The 19,693-nt window shown below is 65.2% G+C and carries 14 protein-coding genes; 3 read left to right on the forward strand and 11 right to left on the reverse strand.

What is annotated here, in order from left to right; translation table 11 throughout:
• Nucleotides 1-4: 4 nt before the first annotated feature.
• The 7 genes from QQS38_RS01215 to rpsB all read right to left on the reverse strand — a co-directional run bounded on the left by QQS38_RS01215 (nucleotide 5) and on the right by rpsB (nucleotide 6,256).
• Nucleotides 5-1,228, reverse strand: coding sequence for a 1-deoxy-D-xylulose-5-phosphate reductoisomerase (locus tag QQS38_RS01215; protein ID WP_479643554.1), 1,224 nt, complete (start codon nucleotides 1,226-1,228; stop codon nucleotides 5-7).
• 10 nt (nucleotides 1,229-1,238) lie between these two features.
• On the reverse strand, nucleotides 1,239-2,060 hold the full coding sequence (locus tag QQS38_RS01220) for a phosphatidate cytidylyltransferase (RefSeq protein WP_479643555.1): 822 nt from the start codon (nucleotides 2,058-2,060) through the stop codon (nucleotides 1,239-1,241).
• Complete coding sequence (gene uppS, locus QQS38_RS01225) at nucleotides 2,054-2,851, reverse strand: polyprenyl diphosphate synthase (RefSeq protein ID WP_479643556.1); 798 nt, start codon at nucleotides 2,849-2,851, stop codon at nucleotides 2,054-2,056. The genes QQS38_RS01220 and uppS overlap by 7 nt, the downstream gene beginning before the upstream one ends.
• Nucleotides 2,852-2,904: 53 nt before the next feature.
• On the reverse strand, nucleotides 2,905-3,465 hold the full coding sequence (gene frr, locus QQS38_RS01230; protein WP_479643557.1) for a ribosome recycling factor: 561 nt from the start codon (nucleotides 3,463-3,465) through the stop codon (nucleotides 2,905-2,907).
• A 94-nt stretch (nucleotides 3,466-3,559) separates the two neighbouring features.
• Nucleotides 3,560-4,273 (reverse strand): UMP kinase, encoded by a 714-nt coding sequence (gene pyrH, locus QQS38_RS01235; RefSeq protein WP_479643558.1) that lies wholly within the window; start codon nucleotides 4,271-4,273, stop codon nucleotides 3,560-3,562.
• A 192-nt stretch (nucleotides 4,274-4,465) separates the two neighbouring features.
• Nucleotides 4,466-5,347 carry a translation elongation factor Ts gene (gene tsf / locus QQS38_RS01240; RefSeq protein WP_479644072.1) on the reverse strand — a complete coding sequence of 294 codons (882 nt, stop codon included), beginning with the start codon at nucleotides 5,345-5,347 and terminating at the stop codon, nucleotides 4,466-4,468.
• Between the two features lie 156 nt (nucleotides 5,348-5,503).
• On the reverse strand, nucleotides 5,504-6,256 hold the full coding sequence (gene rpsB / locus QQS38_RS01245; protein ID WP_325337722.1) for a 30S ribosomal protein S2: 753 nt from the start codon (nucleotides 6,254-6,256) through the stop codon (nucleotides 5,504-5,506).
• 463 nt (nucleotides 6,257-6,719) lie between these two features.
• Here rpsB and map point away from each other — a divergent pair, with 463 nt between their 5' ends.
• The 3 genes from map to QQS38_RS01260 are packed head-to-tail and all read left to right on the forward strand — an operon-like array spanning nucleotide 6,720 to nucleotide 12,055.
• Complete coding sequence (map, locus tag QQS38_RS01250; RefSeq protein ID WP_479643559.1) at nucleotides 6,720-7,526, forward strand: type I methionyl aminopeptidase; 807 nt, start codon at nucleotides 6,720-6,722, stop codon at nucleotides 7,524-7,526.
• A gap of 20 nt (nucleotides 7,527-7,546) precedes the next feature.
• On the forward strand, nucleotides 7,547-10,120 hold the full coding sequence (locus QQS38_RS01255) for a [protein-PII] uridylyltransferase (protein ID WP_479643560.1): 2,574 nt from the start codon (nucleotides 7,547-7,549) through the stop codon (nucleotides 10,118-10,120).
• Between the two features lie 6 nt (nucleotides 10,121-10,126).
• Nucleotides 10,127-12,055, forward strand: coding sequence for a pseudouridine synthase (locus QQS38_RS01260; protein ID WP_479643561.1), 1,929 nt, complete (start codon nucleotides 10,127-10,129; stop codon nucleotides 12,053-12,055).
• 144 nt (nucleotides 12,056-12,199) lie between these two features.
• On the opposite strand, the gene def is transcribed toward QQS38_RS01260, so the two are convergent.
• The 4 genes from def to smc all read right to left on the reverse strand — a co-directional run bounded on the left by def (nucleotide 12,200) and on the right by smc (nucleotide 19,669).
• The gene (gene def / locus QQS38_RS01265) at nucleotides 12,200-12,733 is read right to left on the reverse strand and encodes a peptide deformylase (RefSeq protein ID WP_277427991.1); all 534 of its coding nucleotides are present in this window, start codon (nucleotides 12,731-12,733) and stop codon (nucleotides 12,200-12,202) included.
• Nucleotides 12,730-14,778, reverse strand: coding sequence for an NAD-dependent DNA ligase LigA (ligA, locus tag QQS38_RS01270; RefSeq protein ID WP_479643562.1), 2,049 nt, complete (start codon nucleotides 14,776-14,778; stop codon nucleotides 12,730-12,732). The genes def and ligA overlap by 4 nt, the downstream gene beginning before the upstream one ends.
• Nucleotides 14,779-14,823: 45 nt before the next feature.
• Nucleotides 14,824-16,077 (reverse strand): cell division protein ZipA C-terminal FtsZ-binding domain-containing protein, encoded by a 1,254-nt coding sequence (locus tag QQS38_RS01275; RefSeq protein WP_479643563.1) that lies wholly within the window; start codon nucleotides 16,075-16,077, stop codon nucleotides 14,824-14,826.
• Between the two features lie 73 nt (nucleotides 16,078-16,150).
• Nucleotides 16,151-19,669, reverse strand: a complete 3,519-nt coding sequence (smc, locus tag QQS38_RS01280; protein WP_479643564.1) for a chromosome segregation protein SMC — start codon at nucleotides 19,667-19,669, stop codon at nucleotides 16,151-16,153.
• Between the last annotated feature and the right edge of the window lie 24 nt (nucleotides 19,670-19,693).

Raw genomic sequence — 19,693 nt, forward strand, 5'->3', positions numbered from 1 at the left:
GCTCTCACTGCACGGCGCGATCGACCGAGCTCGTGCGATTGGCCGGCGGGGCTGGTAGCGGGCGGCCCGCAATGAACGCGTCGGCGGCGCGCCGGGCGTCGGCGTCGGCGCCAAGCACCTCGTCCAGGCCGCTCGGCGCATAGTTGGACAAGTCATCGAGCACCGCTTGCACCGTGCGCCCGATGTCCGTAAAACCGATGCGGCGTTCAAGGAAGGCGCCGACCGCAACCTCGTTGGCCGCATTGAGCGCCGCGCTGGCGACGCCGCCCGCGCCGAGCGCCTGCATCGCGAGCGCGAGGCACGGGAAACGCTCGTAGTCCGGCTTTTCGAACTGCAGCGAGGCGATCTGCGCTAGGTCCAGTTGCGCCACGCCCGAGTCGACGCGGTCGGGAAACGCCAGCGCATGGGCAATGGGCGTACGCATGTCGGGATTGCCGAGCTGCGCGAGCACCGAACCGTCGGCGTACGACACGAGCGAATGAATGACGCTTTGCGGGTGAATCAACACGTCGATGCGATCGCCCGTCAAGCCGAACAGCCAGTGTGCTTCGATGACCTCCAACCCCTTGTTCATCATCGTGGCCGAATCGACGGAAATCTTGCGGCCCATGACCCAATTCGGATGCTTGCAAGCTTCCTCAGGGGTCACGGCGACGAGCGTGGCAGGCTCGCGCGTCCGGAACGGACCGCCGGAGGCGGTCAGAATGATTTTCGTCACGCCGCCGTGCTCGGCGAGATCGCGCGGCAAGCATTGGAAAATGGCGTTGTGCTCGCTGTCCACCGGCAACAGCGTCGCGCCGTGGTCGCGCACCGCATCCATGAAGATCGCGCCCGACATGACGAGCGCTTCCTTGTTGGCCAGCAAGATGCGCTTGCCCGCGCGAGCCGCCGCGAGCGTGGGAGCAAGACCCGCCGCACCGACGATAGCGGCGACCACCGTATCGCATTGCGCGCTTTGCGCCGCTTGCACGAGGGCATCGGGTCCATAAGCCACTTGCGTGCCGCAACCCGCGTCGCGCAGTTGGGCCTCGACGCGCGCCGCAGTCTCGGCGTCGCCCACTACGGCAACATCGGGCCGGAAACGCAGGCATTGAGCGACGAGCTTGTCGCCGTTGCGATGCGCGGTGAGCGCGTGCACCGTGAAACGCTCCGGATGGCGAGCGACGACGTCGAGGGTGCTATCGCCGATCGAGCCGGTGGAGCCGAGCAATGTCAAACGTTTCTTCATATCCCTATCTCTAACCGATGAGCAGCATCGCAAGCGGCAGCACCGGCAGCAGTGCGTCGATGCGGTCGAGCACCCCGCCGTGCCCCGGCAACAGCGCGCTCGAATCCTTTACGCCCGCTTGACGTTTGAGCATCGATTCGAATAAATCGCCAACGATGCTGAACGCGACGAGCACGGTCAGCGCGAGCAGCGTGCGCGCGAAACCGATGCGCAGCGCGAGTTGCGACACGAGCGTCGGAGCGAATGCGTGCGACGCCATGACGGCAACGGCCGCGATCATGACCGCGAGCCAGCCGCCCAGGGCGCCCTCCCAGGTCTTGCCCGGGCTGATCGCCGGCGCGAGCTTGTGCTTGCCGAACGCCTTACCGGCAAAGTATGCGCCGATATCGGCCAGCCAGACCACGACGAGAACGGACAGCACGAACGCTACGCCCAGTGCGCGAGCCGCAACGAGGGCGTGCCAGCAAGCGACCAGTACGACGAGCCCGGCCAGAATCAAAAACAACCGCCAAGCGCCATGCGCGAGCGTGGGCTTTCGTATGAGCACGTACGGCCCAGCCAGAATCCAGAACACGGCGGCGGCTTCGAATAACGGCCGCGCCGCGCGCACCCCTATGCCGAGCCGCGTGCTGACGGCTAGCGCCAAGGCAGCCAGTACGGCATAACCCACGGGGGCCAGCCCCGGCAGCTTGAGCAGACGTGCCCATTCCCACGCGCCAAATACGAGCGCCAGCGCCATCAACGCGCCGAAACCGGCCACCGGCGCGAACAGCGTAACCGGCAGCAGCACCGCCAACAGGACCAAGGCGGTGATGACCCGAGTTTTCAGCATGGAAGGGAATCGGCGTTTTGCGAAGGCGCGTCGTGCCGTTGGGGCTCGAGCTGCGCGCTCGTACGGCCGAACCGGCGCTCGCGCCGGGCGTACGAGGCAATAGCGTCGAACAACGTATTGGCGTCGAAATCGGGCCAATACGTGTCGGTGAAGTAAAGCTCGGTATAGGCCAGTTGCCAGAGCAGGAAGTTGCTGATGCGCGTTTCGCCGCCGGTTCGGATGAACAGATCCGGTTCGGGCGCGTAAGCCAGCGCGAGGTGCTGCGCGAGCGCAGCTTCGTCGATCTCGACGACTCGCCCTTCGCTGACCGATTGCTCGGCCAGCTTACGGGCCGCTTGCATGATGTCCCAGCGCCCACCGTAGTTGGCCGCGATCGTCAGCGTGAGCCGCGTATTGCGCGCCGTTTTGGTTTCGGCCCGTCGAATCAAATCCTGGATGCGAGAGTCAAAAAGGGACAAATCGCCGACGACGCGCAGACGAATGCCGTTGGCGTGCAGCTTGCCGATTTCGCGTTCGAGCGCGGTGACGAACAGCCGCATCAGAAACGACACTTCCTCGATGGGCCGGCGCCAATTTTCCGAGCTGAAGGCGAACAGCGTCAGATATTCGACGCCGGCGCGCGCGCAGGCCTCGACCGCCGTGCGCACCGCCTCGACACCGCGGGTGTGGCCGGCCACGCGGGGCAAGCGGCGTTGCGTCGCCCAACGGCCGTTGCCGTCCATGATGATCGCGATGTGTCGCGGCACGGTCGCAACATCAGGCACGCGAACGGTAGAGCTGGTATAGGTCATGGCCGCCGGGACTTAGACTGCTTGAAAAAGAAGAACGCGCGAGACCGACAGCGTCAAACGGTCATGATCTCGGCTTCTTTCGAATGAACTAGCTTGTCGATTTCGGCAACGTATTTATCGGTGAGCTTTTGCACTTCGTCGCTCGCGCGACGTTCGTCGTCTTCCGAGATTTCTTTGTCTTTGACGAGCTTCTTGAGCTGTTCGTTCGCATCGCGGCGCAAATTGCGCACGGCAACCTTGGCCGTTTCGCCTTCGCTCTTGACGACCTTCGTCAGTTCGCGGCGACGCTCTTCGGTCAGCGCCGGCATCGGCACACGAATCTGGTCGCCTTGCGTCGCGGGATTCAGGCCGAGATCGGACTCGCGAATCGCCTTCTCGACCACGGCAACCATCTTCTTTTCCCAAGGCTGAACGCCGATCGTGCGTGCGTCGATGAGCGTCAGGTTGGCTACCTGCGAGATGGGCACGTTCGAGCCGTAATAGTCGACCTGAATGTGATCGAGCAAGCCCGTGTGGGCACGGCCGGTCCGGATTTTCGCCAAATCGCTCTTGAACGCTTCGATCGAACGTTGCATCTTTTGATCGGCGCCCTTCTTGATCTCTACCACACTCATTTAGACCTCCAAAACTTCATCACTGTGCGGACCCGCACGCCCCGGCGCCATACCGCACCGGGGACAAACGGGTCCCCGCCGCTATTGCGGGAGTTTACACGTGGACGAGGGTGCCCTCGTCCTCACCTTGTACGATCCGCTTGAGCGCGCCGGGTTTGACGATCGAGAACACGCGAATCGGCAGCTTCTGATCGCGGCACAGCGCGAAAGCCGTCGCATCCATCACTTGCAGATTGCGGCCGATCGCCTCGTCGAAGCTGATCGAGGAGTAGCGCGTTGCCGAGGGATCTTTCTTCGGGTCCGCGGAGTATACGCCGTCGACCTTGGTCGCCTTCAAGACGACTTCCGCGCCGACCTCCGAGCCGCGCAGCGCGGCGGCCGTATCGGTCGTGAAGAACGGGTTGCCCGTGCCGGCCGCGAAAATCACGACCTTGCCTTCCTCGAGTTGGCGGATCGCGCGCGGCCGGATGTACGGCTCGACGACCTGATCCATCCGCAGCGCCGATTGCACGCGCGCCTCGATGCCCGCGTGACGCATTGCGTCTTGCAGGGCGAGCGCGTTCATCATCGTCGCCAGCATGCCCATGTAATCGGCCGTTGCGCGGTCCATGCCCGCTGCGCCGCCCGCGACGCCGCGGAAGATGTTGCCGCCGCCGATGACGACGGCCAACTGCGTACCGAGCCGAACGACTTCGGCGATATCGGCCACCATCCGTTCGATCGTTGCGCGATTGATGCCGAACGCATCGTCGCCCATCAAAGCTTCACCGGAGAGTTTCAGAAGAACGCGTTTATAGGCTGTGGGCATAGCGGTATCCGATCGCGTCGAAGAGATCACGACAATGTGGAACTGTAGGGGTGAAACGTACGACGGGGCAAGCTCGGCCACCGCGCAACTGGAGTCGAACCCAATTGCGGCGGAAAACCGGGTTAACCCCGACTTCGCCAAGGGCGAACCTCCGCGGCGAGCCTGGCGCCCGCCGCGGGTACGGCAACTACCTTACTGCTGCTTCGCGGCGGCAACTTGCGCGGCCACTTCGGCGGCGAAATCGTCTTGGCGCTTTTCGATGCCTTCGCCCACCACGAACAACGCAAACTTCTGCACCGACGAGTTGGCCGCCTTCAGCATCTGCTCGATCGTCTGCTTGTCGTTCTTCACGAACGGCTGGTTCAGCAACGACACTTCCTTCAGGTATTTCTGGACGCTGCCTTCGACCATCTTGGCGACGATTTCGGCCGGCTTGCCCGATTCGGCAGCCTTTTGCTCGGCGATGCTGCGCTCCTTGGCGATCAGCTCGGCCGGCACGTCGCTCGACGACAGCGAAACCGGCTTCATGGCCGCGACGTGCATCGCGACGTCTTTGCCGACCTGCTCGTCCGCGCCCGTGTATTCGACGAGCACACCGATGCGCGTGCCGTGCAGGTAGGCGGCCAGCTTGTTCGACGTTTCGAAACGGGCGAAGCGGCGGATCGAGAGGTTTTCCCCGATCTTGCCCACGAGCGCGAGACGCACGGCGTCGACGGTCGAGCCGTTCAGCGGCAGCGCCGATAGCGCGGCCACATCGGCCGGGTTCTGCGTCACCACGAGCTCGGCCACTTGCTTGGCGAACGCGTTGAAATCGTCGTTCTTGGCAACGAAGTCGGTTTCGCAGTTCAGTTCGACGAGTGCGCCGGCGCCCGCGCCGATGTGCGAGGTGATCACGCCTTCGGCCGTGACACGCGAGGCTGCCTTGCTCGCCTTGTTGCCGAGCTTCACACGCAGCAATTCTTCGGCGCGACCCATGTCGCCATCGGCTTCCGTGAGCGCCTTCTTGCATTCCATCATCGGCGCGTCGGTCTTCGCGCGCAGTTCTGCAACCATGCTTGCGGTAATTGCCGCCATCATTCGCTCCTTGAGTCTGTCTTTCATACGCCGCTCGCTTTCGATGCGAACGGCAGGCATTCGTTCGCGGCGCATGGAACGCGCCGCGCATTGCGCCGGCACTTAAAAAAAGGGGGCCTATCGAAAGCCCCCTTGTTTGCCGGTAGCGGGGCTGCTTTATTGCTCCCCGCCCACCTCGACGAATTCGTCGCCTTCGGCGCCGCGCGCGGCTTGCACGACTTCATTGACGGCGTTCGCGCGACCTTCGAGGATCGCGTCCGCCACGCCTTGCGCGTACAGGGCCACGGCCTTGCTGGCGTCGTCGTTGCCCGGGATCACGTAATCGATGCCTTCGGGCGAGTGGTTCGTATCGACCACGGCGATGACCGGCACGCCGAGCTTGTTCGCTTCGGTCACGGCGATCTTGTGGTAACCGACGTCGACGACGAAGATCGCGTCGGGAATGCCGCCCATGTCCTTCACGCCGCCGATCGACTTTTGCAGCTTGGCGATTTCGCGTTCGAACAGGAGCGCTTCCTTCTTGCTCATCTTCTCGAGCTCACCGGCCTCGACCGCCGCTTCCATGTCCTTCAAGCGCTTGATCGACACCTTCAGCGTCTTGAAGTTGGTCAGCATGCCGCCGAGCCAGCGCGCGTTGACGTACGGCATACCGGCGCGCTGCGCCTCTTCGGCGATCGTGTCGCGCGACTGGCGCTTCGTGCCGACGAACAGAATCGTGCCGCGATTGGCCGCCAATTGACGCACGTACTTCAGCGCGTCGTTGTACATCGGCAGCGTCTTTTCGAGGTTGATGATGTGAATCTTGTTGCGATGACCGAAGATGAACGGGGCCATCTTGGGATTCCAGAAGCGCGTTTGGTGACCGAAGTGGACGCCGGCTTCCAGCATCTGACGCATAGTGACTGCCATGAAATTCTCCGCGAGGGTTGGGTCTTAAGCCGGCTGCCGTACCGGGTGCGATGCGCGAAACGTTCCGAGAACGCCCTTGCAGCGCAACCCAGCACCCTGGGTGCGCCGGCTTGCGAGTGACTACGAGTGACTACGAGACTACGAGTGACTACGAACGGTTACGACTAGCCCGAAAGTATATCACGCGGCGGCGCGCGCTCTCAAGCCACTGCGTGGCCCGGGCCGCTGCACGCCTATGCGCGGGGGGTTTCGCTCCGGCGCGCCCGGTCCGATCGACGCTGCCAGCGGTCAACGGCACCCCGCCGGCAGCCGGGCGCCGGCCGCCGGGGCGGCAGTCGCCGGCCCGCCCCCGGAAGGGATTTCAGCGCCGCGGCGGCCTGCCACAGCGCCCATATGGTGCGATAATCGCGACATTGTCGGCTAACCGCACCTTTCCCGTATATACCGTTTCAGGCTCGCATCCATGGCTATTACGATCAAAAACGAAGACGACATCGCGAAAATGCGCGTCGCGTGCCGCCTCGCGAGCGAAGTGCTCGATTACATCACCCCGTTCGTCAAACCAGGCGTGACCACCGCGGAGCTCGACCGGCTCTGCCACAACTACATGCTCGACGTGCAGGGTACGGTCCCGGCGCCGCTCAATTATCAGCCGCCCGGCTACCCGCCCTACCCCAAGGCCACCTGCATCTCCGTAAACGACGTCATTTGCCACGGGATTCCGGGCGACAAGATCGTCAAGGCGGGCGACGCGCTGAACATCGACGTCACCGTCATCAAGGACGGCTACTTCGGCGACACGAGCCGCATGTTCATCGCGGGCGAAGGCTCGATCCTCGCCAAGCGCCTCGTGCAAACGACCTACGAATGCATGTGGCTCGGCATCGAGCAGGTGCGCCCGGGCGCGCGGCTCGGCGATATCGGCCACGCCATCCAGCGGCACGCCGAAGCAAGCGGCTACAGCGTGGTGCGCGAATACTGCGGCCACGGCATCGGCACGGTGTTCCACGAAGACCCGCAAATCTTGCACTATGGCCGCCCGGGCACCGGGCTCGAGTTGCAAAAGGGCATGATCTTCACGATCGAGCCGATGATCAACGCCGGCCGGCGCGATATTCGCACGATGCCCGATCAGTGGACGGTCAAGACGAAAGACCGCAGCCTCTCGGCCCAATGGGAGCACACCGTGCTCGTGACCGACACGGGGTATGACGTCCTCACGGTCTCGGCGGGCACGCCGGCCAAGCCCTCGATCGCCGTCGCCGCGTGAGCGGCGGTTCGCGCCGCCTTATGAGCGAAACCGCCGTCGTTGCCGATCCCGCATCGGTCAAAGCAGACTACCGCGCCGCGAAGGCGCAACTGCTCGCGAAGTTCAAGTCGGCGAGCCGCGTCGATGCGCTGATGCAAACGCTCTCGCATACGACCGACGACGCGTTGCGCCGCGCTTGGCAAAGCTGCGAGCTGCCGGCTTCGTGCGCGCTCGTCGCTGTCGGCGGCTATGGCCGCGGCGAACTCGCGCCCTACTCCGACATCGACATCCTCGTGCTGCTGCCGGACGGCGCGCCGCCCGAACTGGACGCGCGCATCGAGCGCTTCATCGGCATGGCGTGGGATCTGGGGCTCGAACTCGGCAGCAGCGTACGCACCGTCGCGCAGTGCATCGAGGAAGCGGGCAACGACATCACCGTGCGCACATCGCTGCTCGAAGCTCGGCGCATCGTGGGCAGCACGGCGTTGTTTCAGCGTTTCGTCTTACGCCTGAACGAGACGCTCGATGCGCGAGCGTTTTTCCAGGCGAAGGTCCTCGAAATGCGCCAGCGGCATGCGAAATTTCAGGACTCGCCCTACAGCCTCGAACCGAACGTCAAGGAAAGCCCGGGCGGGTTGCGCGATCTCCAACTGATCCTGTGGATCGCGCGCGCGGCGGGGTTCGGCCACAGTTGGCGCGAGCTGGACGAGCGCGGCCTCATCACGGCACGCGAAGCGCGCGAGCTGCGCCGCAACGAAGGCTTCCTGAAAATGCTGCGCGCGCGGCTGCACGTGATTGCCGGGCGGCGCCAGGATGTGCTCGTGTTCGACTTGCAAACGGCGGCGGCGGAAAGCTTCGGCTACACCGCCACCCAGACGCGCCGTGCGAGCGAGCAACTCATGCGCCGCTACTACTGGGCCGCCAAGGCGGTCACGCAGCTCGCGACGATCCTCATTCAAAACATCGAGGCGCAGTTGTTCCCGCGCACGAGCGGCGTCACGCGCGTCTTGTCCGAGCGCTTCGTCGAAAAGCAAGGGATGATCGAAATCGCGAGCGACGACGTCTTCGAACGCACGCCCTCGGCGATCCTCGAAGCGTTCCTGCTGTACGAGACCACGCGAGGCACGAAAGGCCTGTCGGCGCGCACGCTGCGCGCGCTCTACAACGCGCGCGAAATCATGGATACGCGCTGGCGGCGCGATCCCGAGAACCGCCGCCAATTCATCGAGATCCTCAAGCAGCCGCAGGGCATCACGCATGCGCTTCGGCTCATGAATCAAACGAGCGTCCTCGGCCGCTATCTGCTCAATTTCCGGCGGATCGTCGGGCAGATGCAGCACGACCTCTATCACGTCTACACGGTCGATCAGCACATCCTGATGGTGCTGCGCAATCTGCGCCGCTTCGCGCTGGCCGAGCATGCGCACGAGTATCCGTTCTGCAGCCAATTGATGGCCAACTTCGAGCGGCAGTGGGTGCTTTACGTCGCGGCGTTGTTTCACGACATCGCCAAGGGCCGCGGCGGCGATCATTCGACGCTGGGCATGGCCGATGCCCGGCGTTTCTGCCGCGAGCATGGCATCGATGGCGAGGATGCCTCCCTCGTCGTCTGGCTGGTTCAGCATCACCTGACGATGAGCCAAGTCGCGCAGAAACAAGATACGAGCGATCCGCAAGTCATCAAGCAGTTCGCGGAATTGGTGGGCAACGAGCGCCGGCTCACGGCGCTCTATCTGCTGACCGTCGCCGATATCCGCGGCACGAGCCCGAAGGTTTGGAACACCTGGAAAGGCAAACTGCTCGAAGACCTCTATCGCATGACCCGCGCCGTGTTGGGCGGCGCGAGCCCCGACGAGCATTCGGAACTGAAGACGCGGCAAGAGCAGGCGCTCGCGCTGCTGCGCCTCGAGACCGTACCCGAGCATGCGCAGTGCGCCTTGTGGGACGAACTCGACGTCGGTTACTTCCTGCGCCATGACGCCGCCGACATCGCCTGGCAAACGCGCGTGCTCCATCGGCACGTTCGCACCGATACGCCGATCGTGCGGGCACGTCCGTCGCCGATCGGCGAGGCGCTGCAGGTGCTCGTCTACGTGCGCGACCGCTCGGATCTGTTCGCCGGCATTTGCGCCTATTTCGATCGCAACGGCCTATCGGTGCTCGACGCGCGCATCAACACGACACGCCACGGCTACGCGCTCGATAACTTCATCGTCGCGCACACCGAGCACGACGACGTGCAGTACCGCGATATCGCCAATCTCGTCGAGCAGCAGCTCGCCGCTCGACTCTCGTCCGATGCGCCGCTGCCCGAGCCCTCCAAAGGCCGCCTCTCGCGGCTTTCTCGGACTTTTCCGATTACCCCGCGCGTCGACTTGAGAGCCGACGAGCGGGGGCAGTATTACATCCTGTCCGTATCGGCCAACGACCGGCCCGGGCTTCTTTATTCGATCGCGCGCGTGCTGGCGGAGCATCGGGTCGGCGTCCATGCGGCGCGGATCAATACGCTCGGCGAGCGCGTCGAGGACGTGTTCCTGTTGGACGGACGCGGCCTTTCCGATAACCGCTTGCAAATCCAGGTCGAGACCGAATTGCTGCGCGCGATCGCCGTGTGAGACTTTATGCGCGTCAAACTGACAGCCAAGCATCCGCGCCCGGCATCGCCGAGCCGCGCCCCCGTTCGTACCGGCAGCCCGTCGGCGCGCAAGACCCCTCGGACGCGGGAGGGCGCGCATCCGGTCGCCCCCGGCAACGAGGCCAAAACAAGCGCGCGCGATAAGGCCGCGGCGCCCGCTTCCGCCGCGCCAAAGCGCAGCGGCGCGTCGGCAAAACCGCGCGACGGGGCTCCGGGCAAGCACGCTAGCGCGCCCGCAAAGGCGGCGCCGCACGAGCGCGCGACGGGAAGTCAGCTTGGGGGCGCGCAGCGGCGCCCAACCGATCGGCTTGCCGGAAAGGAAAGCGTACGTCGTTCGCCGCGGCCGGCTCAGGCGCACGACGCGCGACCGCCATCCGGTGAAAAAGCGCGCACGCCCCGGGATGCGGATCGCCCGCGCTACGCGGGCAAGCCGGGCGACGTGCCAGGCGCACGCAGCCGCGGCCCGGCCGAGCGCGATCCGAGGGCTGAGCGGACGAATCGCCCGGGCCGCAGCGCTGCCGAAAAAGCGGACCAGAAAGGCCGCACCAGCAACACCATCGAACGCGGTGACCGTCCTGCCCGACGCGCGGGCGAACGGGCCGAGCGCCCAGTCCGAAATGCGGCGGAACGAAGCGACCGCCCTGCGCGCACTGCGTCGGAACGGACGGACCGTCCGGCCCGACGCGCAGGCGAGCGCACCGACCGGCCCGCTCGCACCGCGGCAGCCGACCGTGGTGACCGCCCCACGCGAAGCGCAGCCGAGCGCACAGGTCGCCCCACCCGCAGCCCAACCGAGCGCACCGACGGTCCCGCTCGCCGCTCGCCCGACCGTGCCGACCGACCCGCGCGAAGCGCCGCCGAGCGCAGCGGTCGCGAGCCGGCATCACGCAAGATCGCAAGCCCGGTGAAATACGGTGGCGCGTCGACGAGCGAACCGACAGCGCGCAACGAAGTAAGCCGCGTCGGCGGTCGCCCGCCGCAAGGCGCCAAAGCACCCAGCGGCAATCGCGAACGGCGAGCTTCGTCCGAAGCTCACGGCCGAGCGCCCACCGGCAAGCGCGAAGATGCGGCAAGGAGCGCAACGACGGCAAAGCGCGGCGCCCCGCCCGTCAAAGGGGCGGCCGGTGCAAGCCGCGCCCCGGACATCGAACATGCCGAAGGCCTCGTCCGGCTATCCAAACGGATGTCGGAAATGGGACTGTGCTCTCGCCGCGAAGCCGACGAGTGGATCGAAAACGGCTGGGTGCGAGTGGACGGCGAACGCATCGACACGCTCGGCGCCCGCGTGCGCCCCGACCAGCACATCGAAGTGACACGCGACGCCCACGTCGCGCAATCGCGCCAAGTCACGATCTTGCTGCACAAGCCGATCGGATACGTCTCCGGCCAAGCGGAAGACGGCTACGAGCCGGCAATCACGTTGATCACCGCGGACAATCGTTGGGAAGGCGACCGTGCGACCACGCGCTTCGCGCCAAGCCACCTGCGCGCGCTCGCGCCGGCGGGCCGCCTCGACATCGATTCGACCGGTCTGCTCGTGCTGACGCAGGACGGCCGCATCGCCAAGCAGTTGATCGGGGAGCATTCGGGCGTCGAAAAGGAATACCTCGTACGGGTCACCTACGGCGATCGCGCGACCGACATCGACCAGCATTTCCCCGCCGACAAGCTAGCGCTGCTGCGCTTCGGGCTGTCTCTCGACGACACGGCGCTCAAGCCTGCCAAGGTCAGTTGGCAAAATGGCGAACAGTTGCGGTTCGTGCTGCGCGAGGGCAAGAAACGTCAAATTCGCCGGATGTGCGAGCTCGTGGGCTTGCACGTCGTCGGCCTGAAGCGGGTTCGCATGGGACGCATCTCTCTTGGCGCATTGCCGCCAGGCAAGTGGCGTTATCTCCTGCCTGACGAGGCGTTCTGAGCGAGCGGTCGGCCACGCCCGGATGCGCCGCGCGCCTGCCGTTCCCGGTTCGCCGCGGCGCAGCGACACGACAACGCCCGCATCACGCGGGCGTCGTTCGTTGCTGCGACGGCATGCGTCAAGACGGCACGCGACGCGCCGGCCTCAGTCGTCTGCGTTCGGATCGAGATCGGGGAACAACACTTCGGTAAAACCGAATTTCGAGAAGTCGGTGATCCGCATCGGATAAAGCTTGCCGATCAGATGATCGCATTCGTGCTGCACCACGCGGGCGTGAAAGCCTTCGGCGACGCGATCGATCGGTTGGCCGTATTGATCGAACCCGTGATAGCGAATCATCGAGAAGCGATTGACGACGCCTCGCATACCCGGCACCGATAGGCAACCCTCCCAGCCCTCCTCCATATCCTGCGACACTGGCGTGATGGTGGGATTGATCAGCACCGTCTCGGGCACGGGCGGCGCCTCGGGGTAGCGGTCGTTATGCCCGAACCCGAAGATGACGAGCTGCAAATCGACGCCGATCTGCGGCGCGGCCAGTCCCGCCCCGTTCGCGTGGTGCATCGTCTCGAACATATCGGCGATGAGCGCGTGCAACTCCGGCGTGTCGAAGTGCTCGACGCTTTGAGCGATGCGCAAGAGGCGCGGATCGCCCATCTTGAGAATTTCATGGATCATGGATTGTCGCCCTCCAACAGCTTGCGCATACCGTCTTCGTCGAGAATCGGGATGCCGAGTTCCTCGGCCTTCGTCAGTTTGCTACCCGCCTCGGCCCCGGCCACCACATAGTCGGTCTTCTTCGACACCGAGCCGGCCACTTTGGCGCCGGCAGCTTCCAGCATTTCCTTGGCTTGCTCGCGCGCGAGGTTCGGCAGCGTCCCCGTGAGCACGATCGTCTTGCCCGCCAACACGCCCTGCGGCTTGCGCGGCGCCGGCGGCCCCTCGGGCCAGCTGATATTCTCCCGCAACTGGTCGATCACGAGGCGATTGTGGTCTTCCTTGAAGAACTGATGAATCGATTCGGCCACCACGGGCCCGATGCCTTCCACTTCCATCAACGTTTCGATCGACGCGTTCAGCACCGGATCGAGCGAACCGAAATGCCGAGCAAGATCCTTGGCCGTCGATTCGCCGACATCGGGGATGCCGAGCGCGAAAATAAACCGGGCAAGCGTCGTATGCCTCGCCTTTTCGAGCGAGTCGATCAGATTCTGCGCCGATTTATCGGCGAAGCGATCGAGCGCGGCAAGTGTCGAGAAACCGAGGTTGAACAGATCGGCCGGTGTGCGGACGAGGTTTTGCTCGACGAGCTGATCGATGATCTTTTCGCCGAGGCCGTCGATATCGAGCGCGCGGCGTTGCGCGAAGTGCTCGAGCGAGCGCTTGCGCTGCGCGGGGCAGACCAGTCCGCCCGTGCAGCGGGCCACGGCCTCGCCGGGCAGCCTCTCGATGGCCGAGCCGCAGGCCGGGCATGCAGTCGGCATCACGAACGGCTGCGCGTGAGCCGGGCGGCGTTCGAGCACAGGACCGACCACTTCCGGGATGACGTCGCCGGCACGACGCACGATGACGGTATCGCCCGCCCGCAAGTCCTTGCGATGCACTTCGTCTTCGTTGTGCAGCGTGGCATTCGTCACCGTCACGCCGCCGACGAAGACGGGAGCGAGCCGCGCAACAGGCGTGATCGCGCCGGTGCGCCCGACGTTCACCCCGATGTCGATGAGCTCGGTCAGCGCTTCCTCGGGCGGGAATTTATGCGCGAGCGCAAAGCGCGGAGCTCGCGAGACGAAGCCGAGGATATCCTGATCGACGCGCCGGTTGACCTTATAGACCACGCCATCGATGTCGTACGGCAGGCTCGCGCGCTTCTCGCCGATGCGGCGATAGAACGACAGTAGCCCCGGCGCGCCTTGCACGACTTCACGTTCGGCGCAGACAGGCAAGCCCAGTTCGATGTACCAGTCGAGCACGGCGTCGTGCGTGTCGGGCATCTCCCCCCCTTCGAGCGCGCCGATGCCGTACGCGAAAAACGACAGCGGCCGTTGCGCCGTAATGCTCGAATCGAGTTGGCGCAAGCTGCCCGCGGCCGCGTTGCGCGGATTGGCGAACTCGCGTTGCCCAGCCTCGCGCTGCCGCTGGTTCAGGCGATCGAAATCACGTCTGAACATCAACACTTCGCCTCGCACTTCCAGCACGCGCGGGATTGTGCTGCCCTTCAGGCGCAACGGGATCGAGCGCACGGTCCGTACGTTTTGCGTCACATCCTCGCCTGTTGTGCCGTCGCCGCGCGTGGCCGCCTGCACGAAGCGGCCGTCTTCGTAGCGCAGCGCAATCGCAAGGCCGTCGAACTTCAGCTCGCAGGAATATTCGACGGAAGCGCGATCGAGCTGATCGCTCACGCGCTTGTCGAACGCGACGACGTCTTCGTCGGCGAAGCCGTTGTTCAGCGACAGCATGGGCAGCGCATGAACGACCGGCGCAAAGCCGCTGGCCACTTGTCCGCCGACACGCTGCGTCGGCGACTCGGGCGTAATCAGATCGGGGTGTTCGGACTCGATCGACTGCAACTCCGAGAACAGGCGATCGTATTCGGCATCGGGGATCTGCGGCTGATCCAGCACGTAGTACTGATAGTTGGCCCGCTCGAGTTCGGTGCGCAACCAGGCGGCGCGCTCGGCCGGTTGGTCGGCGGGAGGGGGCGATTCGGCGTGCTTGCGAGGCATGTCGTTGAGCTTGTCGTCGTTGCGTGCGTGTGGCGGCCGGCGGTTTTACTGGCTGAACAGACGCCGCGTCGCCGCCGAGCCCGCCGGAATGCCGGCCTCTTCGAGCCGTGCGTACAGTGTCATCAGTTGCTTTTCGATCGCGAGCAAGGCTTGCTCGGGAAGCGGCCGCCGCTGATCGTCGACCACGCGAGCGCCGATGCGCTCGGCGAGCGACTTGGCGTAGTCGCACATGAGGCGAAACGGCAAGATGTCTTCATCGGCGACGGGCACGTCCAAGATCAGCGTGATCATCTGACCGCCTTTGTAAGTCAGGTCGTCGCGCAGGAAGTTGGTATCGCCGAACTGCAACATGAAGACGGGGCTTTGCTTGGCGTCGAGCTTGACGAACCGCGTGCCGTCGCGCGAGAGCAGGAGGCCGTCTTGCGAAGCCACGGCTTGCACGTAGTTGGCCGACCAAGGCGCGCCGTCGGACAACACGTTGATCGACAATTGTGCGTCGCACTGCGCCGCGAATGCATCGAGCTCACGTGCCATCGACACCGTTTCGAGCATGTCGGGAAACTCGGGAGCGCCGTCGATCGCATCGGCCAATTGCTGCACGCCGGACACGAACTCGGAAAACTCGAGTTCATTGAGCGGGCCACTGCGGTTGGCCAGTTGCACGGCCGCCCGCAATTCCTCGTAGCGCTGCGCGTTTTGCACCAATTCCCACGTTGCGCTTCCTTCCGGCTTCCCTTCGATGAAGACGGGCTTGCTGCCTGCGCGGCGCAGCCGCTGCGCGAGCGGCAACGCCTTCTCGCCGTGGATGGGACCGGCCAACCGAATCGGGACGACGCAATCGATGCGCCGATCGACGACATGGGGCGGCGCAGCAGAAATCGTGGTAGCCGCCGGCGCGACGGCCTCGCTTTCCGCCGCAGCGCCGGGCGCTGTAGCCTCGGCCGCTTCCGAGGGCGCCGTCTCGGGCGTGAAACCGTTCGGCGTCGTGCTCTCGGCTTGGATATCGGCCGGGATGTCGAGCGGCGCGGAGACACCGCCGAAGCTCGGCTCGATGCGCGCCGCCTCGCCATCTCGCGGCGCATCGGACAACGCCGGTTCGCGTCGCGCGCCCGCGCGCGCCGGCTCGATGAAGGGCCGCTCTTCCTCGTGGTCGTGGCGCGCGAGTCCTTGCTCCGCGTCGGCCGGCATTGGCCGCGGCATTTTGCGGCGCACCTTGGCGCTCTGCCAGGCGTTGTACACGACCACGCCCCCCACCACCACGGCGCCAGCGCCGATCAATCCGAGTGTCAACTCGTCCATGCACGCTCCATCAAGCAATCCTGTGTCGCGGCCCCGCGCCGGGCGCTTCGCGCCGGCGAACGCGGGCCGCTCGTTAGACGATATTCTGGGCGAAACCGGCAGCCGTTTCCATGTCGACGGCCACGATGCGCGACACCCCTTGCTCCTGCATCGTCACGCCGATCAGTTGCTGCGCCATTTCCATCGCGATCTTGTTGTGCGAAATGAACAGGAACTGCGTTTTGTCCGACATAGCGCGGACGAGGTTCGCGAAGCGTTCCGTATTGGCGTCGTCCAGCGGCGCGTCGACTTCGTCGAGCAAGCAGAACGGCGCGGGATTGAGCTGGAACATCGCGAACACGAGCGCGGTCGCAGTCAATGCCTTCTCGCCGCCCGAGAGCAGATGGATGGTCGAATTCTTTTTGCCGGGCGGCTGCGCCATCACCTGCACCCCCGCGTCGAGAATTTCGTCGCCCGTCATGATCAGCTTGGCCTGCCCGCCGCCGAACAGCCGCGGGAACAGTTCGCCGAAATGCCGGTTGACTTCGTCGAACGTCCCTTGCAAGAGCGTGCGCGTTTCCTGGTCGATCTTTCGGATCGCGTCTTCGAGCGTTTCGATGGCGCGCGTCAGGTCTTCGGACTGGGCGTCGAGGAAGGCCTTGCGTTCCTTCGCCGCCGCGAGCTCGTCGAGCGCGGCCATGTTCACCGGCCCGAGCGCCGTGATCGCGTTGTTGATACGAGTGACTTCGCCTTGCAGATACGACGGCTTCATGTCCGGCGCGAGCTTTTCCTGCAACTGCGCTTCGTCCACCCCCGCGGCCTGAAGCTGCTCGATGAATTGCTCGCCGGCGATGCGCGCCGCCTGTTCCTTCAACTGCAATTCGGTGATGCGATCGCGCAGCGGCTGCAGCGAGCGCTCCGCCGTCAGGCGCATCTCGTCGGCCTGGCGCAGCTTGGCCGTCAGATCGTCGAGTTCGTGGCGCGCCGCCGTCAGGGCCGCTTCCTTCTGCCCGCGCACTTCGAGCGCTTCTTGCAACCCGGTGTGCGCGGTCTGCTCGTTGATCGTTTCGAGTTCGGCGCGCGCCTCCTCCAACAAGCCCGCCACGCGCTCGCTCTGCTCGTGGGCGACCTGGATGCTGCGCTTGAGCTCGTCGATACGGGTCGCCACATTGCGGGCCGCGAAACGCGCATCGGCGGCGGCGCGTTCCAGCTCGCGCGCCTGCGTGCGCGCAGCCGAAAGCGTCTCGTCGAGCGCTTCGAAGGCGAGCTGGTTCTCTTCGAAGCGGGCCTGCAGCTCCGCGAGTTCGCCGTCATGCCGTTCGAAATTCGCCTCGGATTCCGCGCGCTGCGCACGCTGTTCCTCGATTTGGGCGGCGATTTCCTCGAGTTCTTCACGGATCTGGGTGCTGCGCTGCGTGTAGCGCTCGTGCGCTTGCGTGAGCTTGAGCACGTCCAATTGCAGCGCATGCGCCTGCTGCGTGGCGCGTTCGACCTGCGCGCGCGCATCGGCGAGCGACTTCGACGCTTGCGTGTGCGCCGCTTCGGCGCGAACCGCGGCGCTCTTCGCTTCGTCGGCAAGCAGTGTCTGCGCGCGAACTTGGCGCGCGAGATTCTCGATTTCCTGCTGGCGGGCAAGCATGCCGGCTTGTTCCGAATCGGCCGCATAGAGCTGCACGCCGACGCGCGTCACCACGTGCCCGGCCTTGACGACCAACATGGCGCCCTCGGGCAGTTGCGCGCGCATGGCGAGCGCTTGCGTCAGATCGTCCGCGATGTAGACGTGGCCCAACCACTCGTTCAGGACTGCTCGCAAGCCTGCATCGTCGATGCGCACGAGCGAGACGAGCGGGGTCAGGCCGGCGGGCGCTTCGCGGGCCGTGCCGGCCGCGGGCGGCGCAAAAAAGGCGAGCTTGGCCGGCGGCGAATCGCTTGCGAAAGCGCGCACCCAGTCGAGATTGGAAATTTCGAGGGCCGCCAGACGCTCGCGCAAAATCGATTCGAGCGCGCCTTCCCAGCCGGCTTCGACATGCAGCTTCTTCCACAGACGCGGCAAGCCCGCGAGCTCGTGCTTCTCGAGCCAGGGCTGAATCTTGCCTTCCGTCTGCACGTTCTCCTGCAACTGCTTGAGCGCGATGAGGCGCGCTTCGAATTGGTGGATCTGCGCGCTCTCTTTTTGCACGCGCTCCTGCGCCTCGCGGCGCTGTGCCTCGACCTGCGGCAACGCGTCTTGCGCCTGCGCGAGGCGCGCCTGAGCCTCGCTCAAGATTTCTTGCTGCTCGGCAAGCTGCATGCGCTGCTCTTCGAGCTGCGCTTCGTCGGGAGCATCCAAGCCGCCCGCCTCGGCCTTGAGCCGCTCGTGGCGTTGCTGCAGTTGCTGAAGCTGCTGATCGGCGTTGCGCTGATGCGCCGCCTCGAGCTTGAGGGCCTGCTCGGTTTGCGCGATGCCCGCGCGCTCGTCGTTGAGGTGGGCCTGGGCGTCGCGCCAGCGCGCTTCGAGCGCAGGCAGTTCGTCGTGCTTCGCTGCCGCCGCTTCTTCGGCCAGCGCCGCCTTTTCTTCCGCGACGGCGAGTTGCTCTTCGGCTTCTTGGAGATCGCCGCGCGCCTTTTCCGCTTGGACCTGCCACTGCTCGCGCTGCGCCGTGAGCGCCGCGATTTGCGCTTGCACGCGGTTGCGCGATTCGATCACGAACTTGATCTCGGCTTCGAGCCGGCTCACTTCGGCGTTGGCTTCGTAAAGCGAGCCCTGCGCGCCTTGCATGGCGTCGCTCGCCGCGTAGTGCGCGACGCGCAGCGTTTCGAGATCCGCTTCGACTTCGCGCAGCTTGGCCGTCTGCGCCTCGAGATCGATCTGCGCTTCGGCGATCGCCCGCTGCTGGCGGCCCTGCTCGGCCGCCGCTTCGTTCTTGCGCAGCAGCCACAGCAGCCGCTGCTTCTCCTCGCCTTCGCTCTGCAGCGTCTTGAACTTGGTCGCGACGATCGCCTGGCCCTCGAGCTTTTCGAGATTCGCGCCGAGTTCGCGCACGATGTCTTCGACGCGAGTCAAGTTTTCGCGCGTGTCGTGCAGCCGATTCTCGGTTTCACGGCGGCGCTCTTTGTACTTGGACACGCCCGCCGCCTCTTCGAGGAATACGCGCAGCTCTTCGGGCTTCGCCTCGATGATGCGCGCGATCATGCCTTGGCCGATGATCGCGTATGCGCGCGGCCCAAGGCCCGTGCCGAGGAAGATGTCCTGAATGTCGCGCCGGCGCGCGGGCAGATTGTTGATGTAGTAGCTGGAAGTGCCGTCGCGCGTGAGCACGCGCTTCACGGCGATTTCGCCGTATTGCCCCCACTGGCCGGCCGCGCGCCCGTCGGAGTTGTCGAAGATCAACTCGACGCTGGCCCGGCTGCCGGGCTTGCGCGCGGTGGAGCCGTTGAAGATGACGTCCTGCATCGACTCGCCGCGCAGCTCGGAGGCGCGCGATTCGCCGAGCACCCAGCGCACGGCGTCGATGATGTTGGACTTGCCGCATCCGTTCGGGCCGACTACGCCGACGAGTTGCCCCGGAACCTGAAAATGCGTGGGATCGACGAAGGACTTGAAACCAGCGAGTTTGATCGAGGTCAGACGCACGGCGATATCGCTGTTTTGATGAAG

Source organism: Trinickia sp. Z7 (assembly GCF_056498045.1).

Coding starts and splice junctions, on each gene's coding strand:
- QQS38_RS01215 (WP_479643554.1), bottom strand. CDS start 1,228: ATGAAGAAACGTTTGACATTGCTCGGCTCCACCGGCTCGATCGGCGAT.
- QQS38_RS01220 (WP_479643555.1), bottom strand. CDS start 2,060: ATGCTGAAAACTCGGGTCATCACCGCCTTGGTCCTGTTGGCGGTGCTG.
- uppS (WP_479643556.1), bottom strand. CDS start 2,851: ATGACCTATACCAGCTCTACCGTTCGCGTGCCTGATGTTGCGACCGTG.
- frr (WP_479643557.1), bottom strand. CDS start 3,465: ATGAGTGTGGTAGAGATCAAGAAGGGCGCCGATCAAAAGATGCAACGT.
- pyrH (WP_479643558.1), bottom strand. CDS start 4,273: ATGCCCACAGCCTATAAACGCGTTCTTCTGAAACTCTCCGGTGAAGCT.
- tsf (WP_479644072.1), bottom strand. CDS start 5,347: ATGGCGGCAATTACCGCAAGCATGGTTGCAGAACTGCGCGCGAAGACC.
- rpsB (WP_325337722.1), bottom strand. CDS start 6,256: ATGGCAGTCACTATGCGTCAGATGCTGGAAGCCGGCGTCCACTTCGGT.
- map (WP_479643559.1), top strand. CDS start 6,720: ATGGCTATTACGATCAAAAACGAAGACGACATCGCGAAAATGCGCGTC.
- QQS38_RS01255 (WP_479643560.1), top strand. CDS start 7,547: ATGAGCGAAACCGCCGTCGTTGCCGATCCCGCATCGGTCAAAGCAGAC.
- QQS38_RS01260 (WP_479643561.1), top strand. CDS start 10,127: ATGCGCGTCAAACTGACAGCCAAGCATCCGCGCCCGGCATCGCCGAGC.
- def (WP_277427991.1), bottom strand. CDS start 12,733: ATGATCCATGAAATTCTCAAGATGGGCGATCCGCGCCTCTTGCGCATC.
- ligA (WP_479643562.1), bottom strand. CDS start 14,778: ATGCCTCGCAAGCACGCCGAATCGCCCCCTCCCGCCGACCAACCGGCC.
- QQS38_RS01275 (WP_479643563.1), bottom strand. CDS start 16,077: ATGGACGAGTTGACACTCGGATTGATCGGCGCTGGCGCCGTGGTGGTG.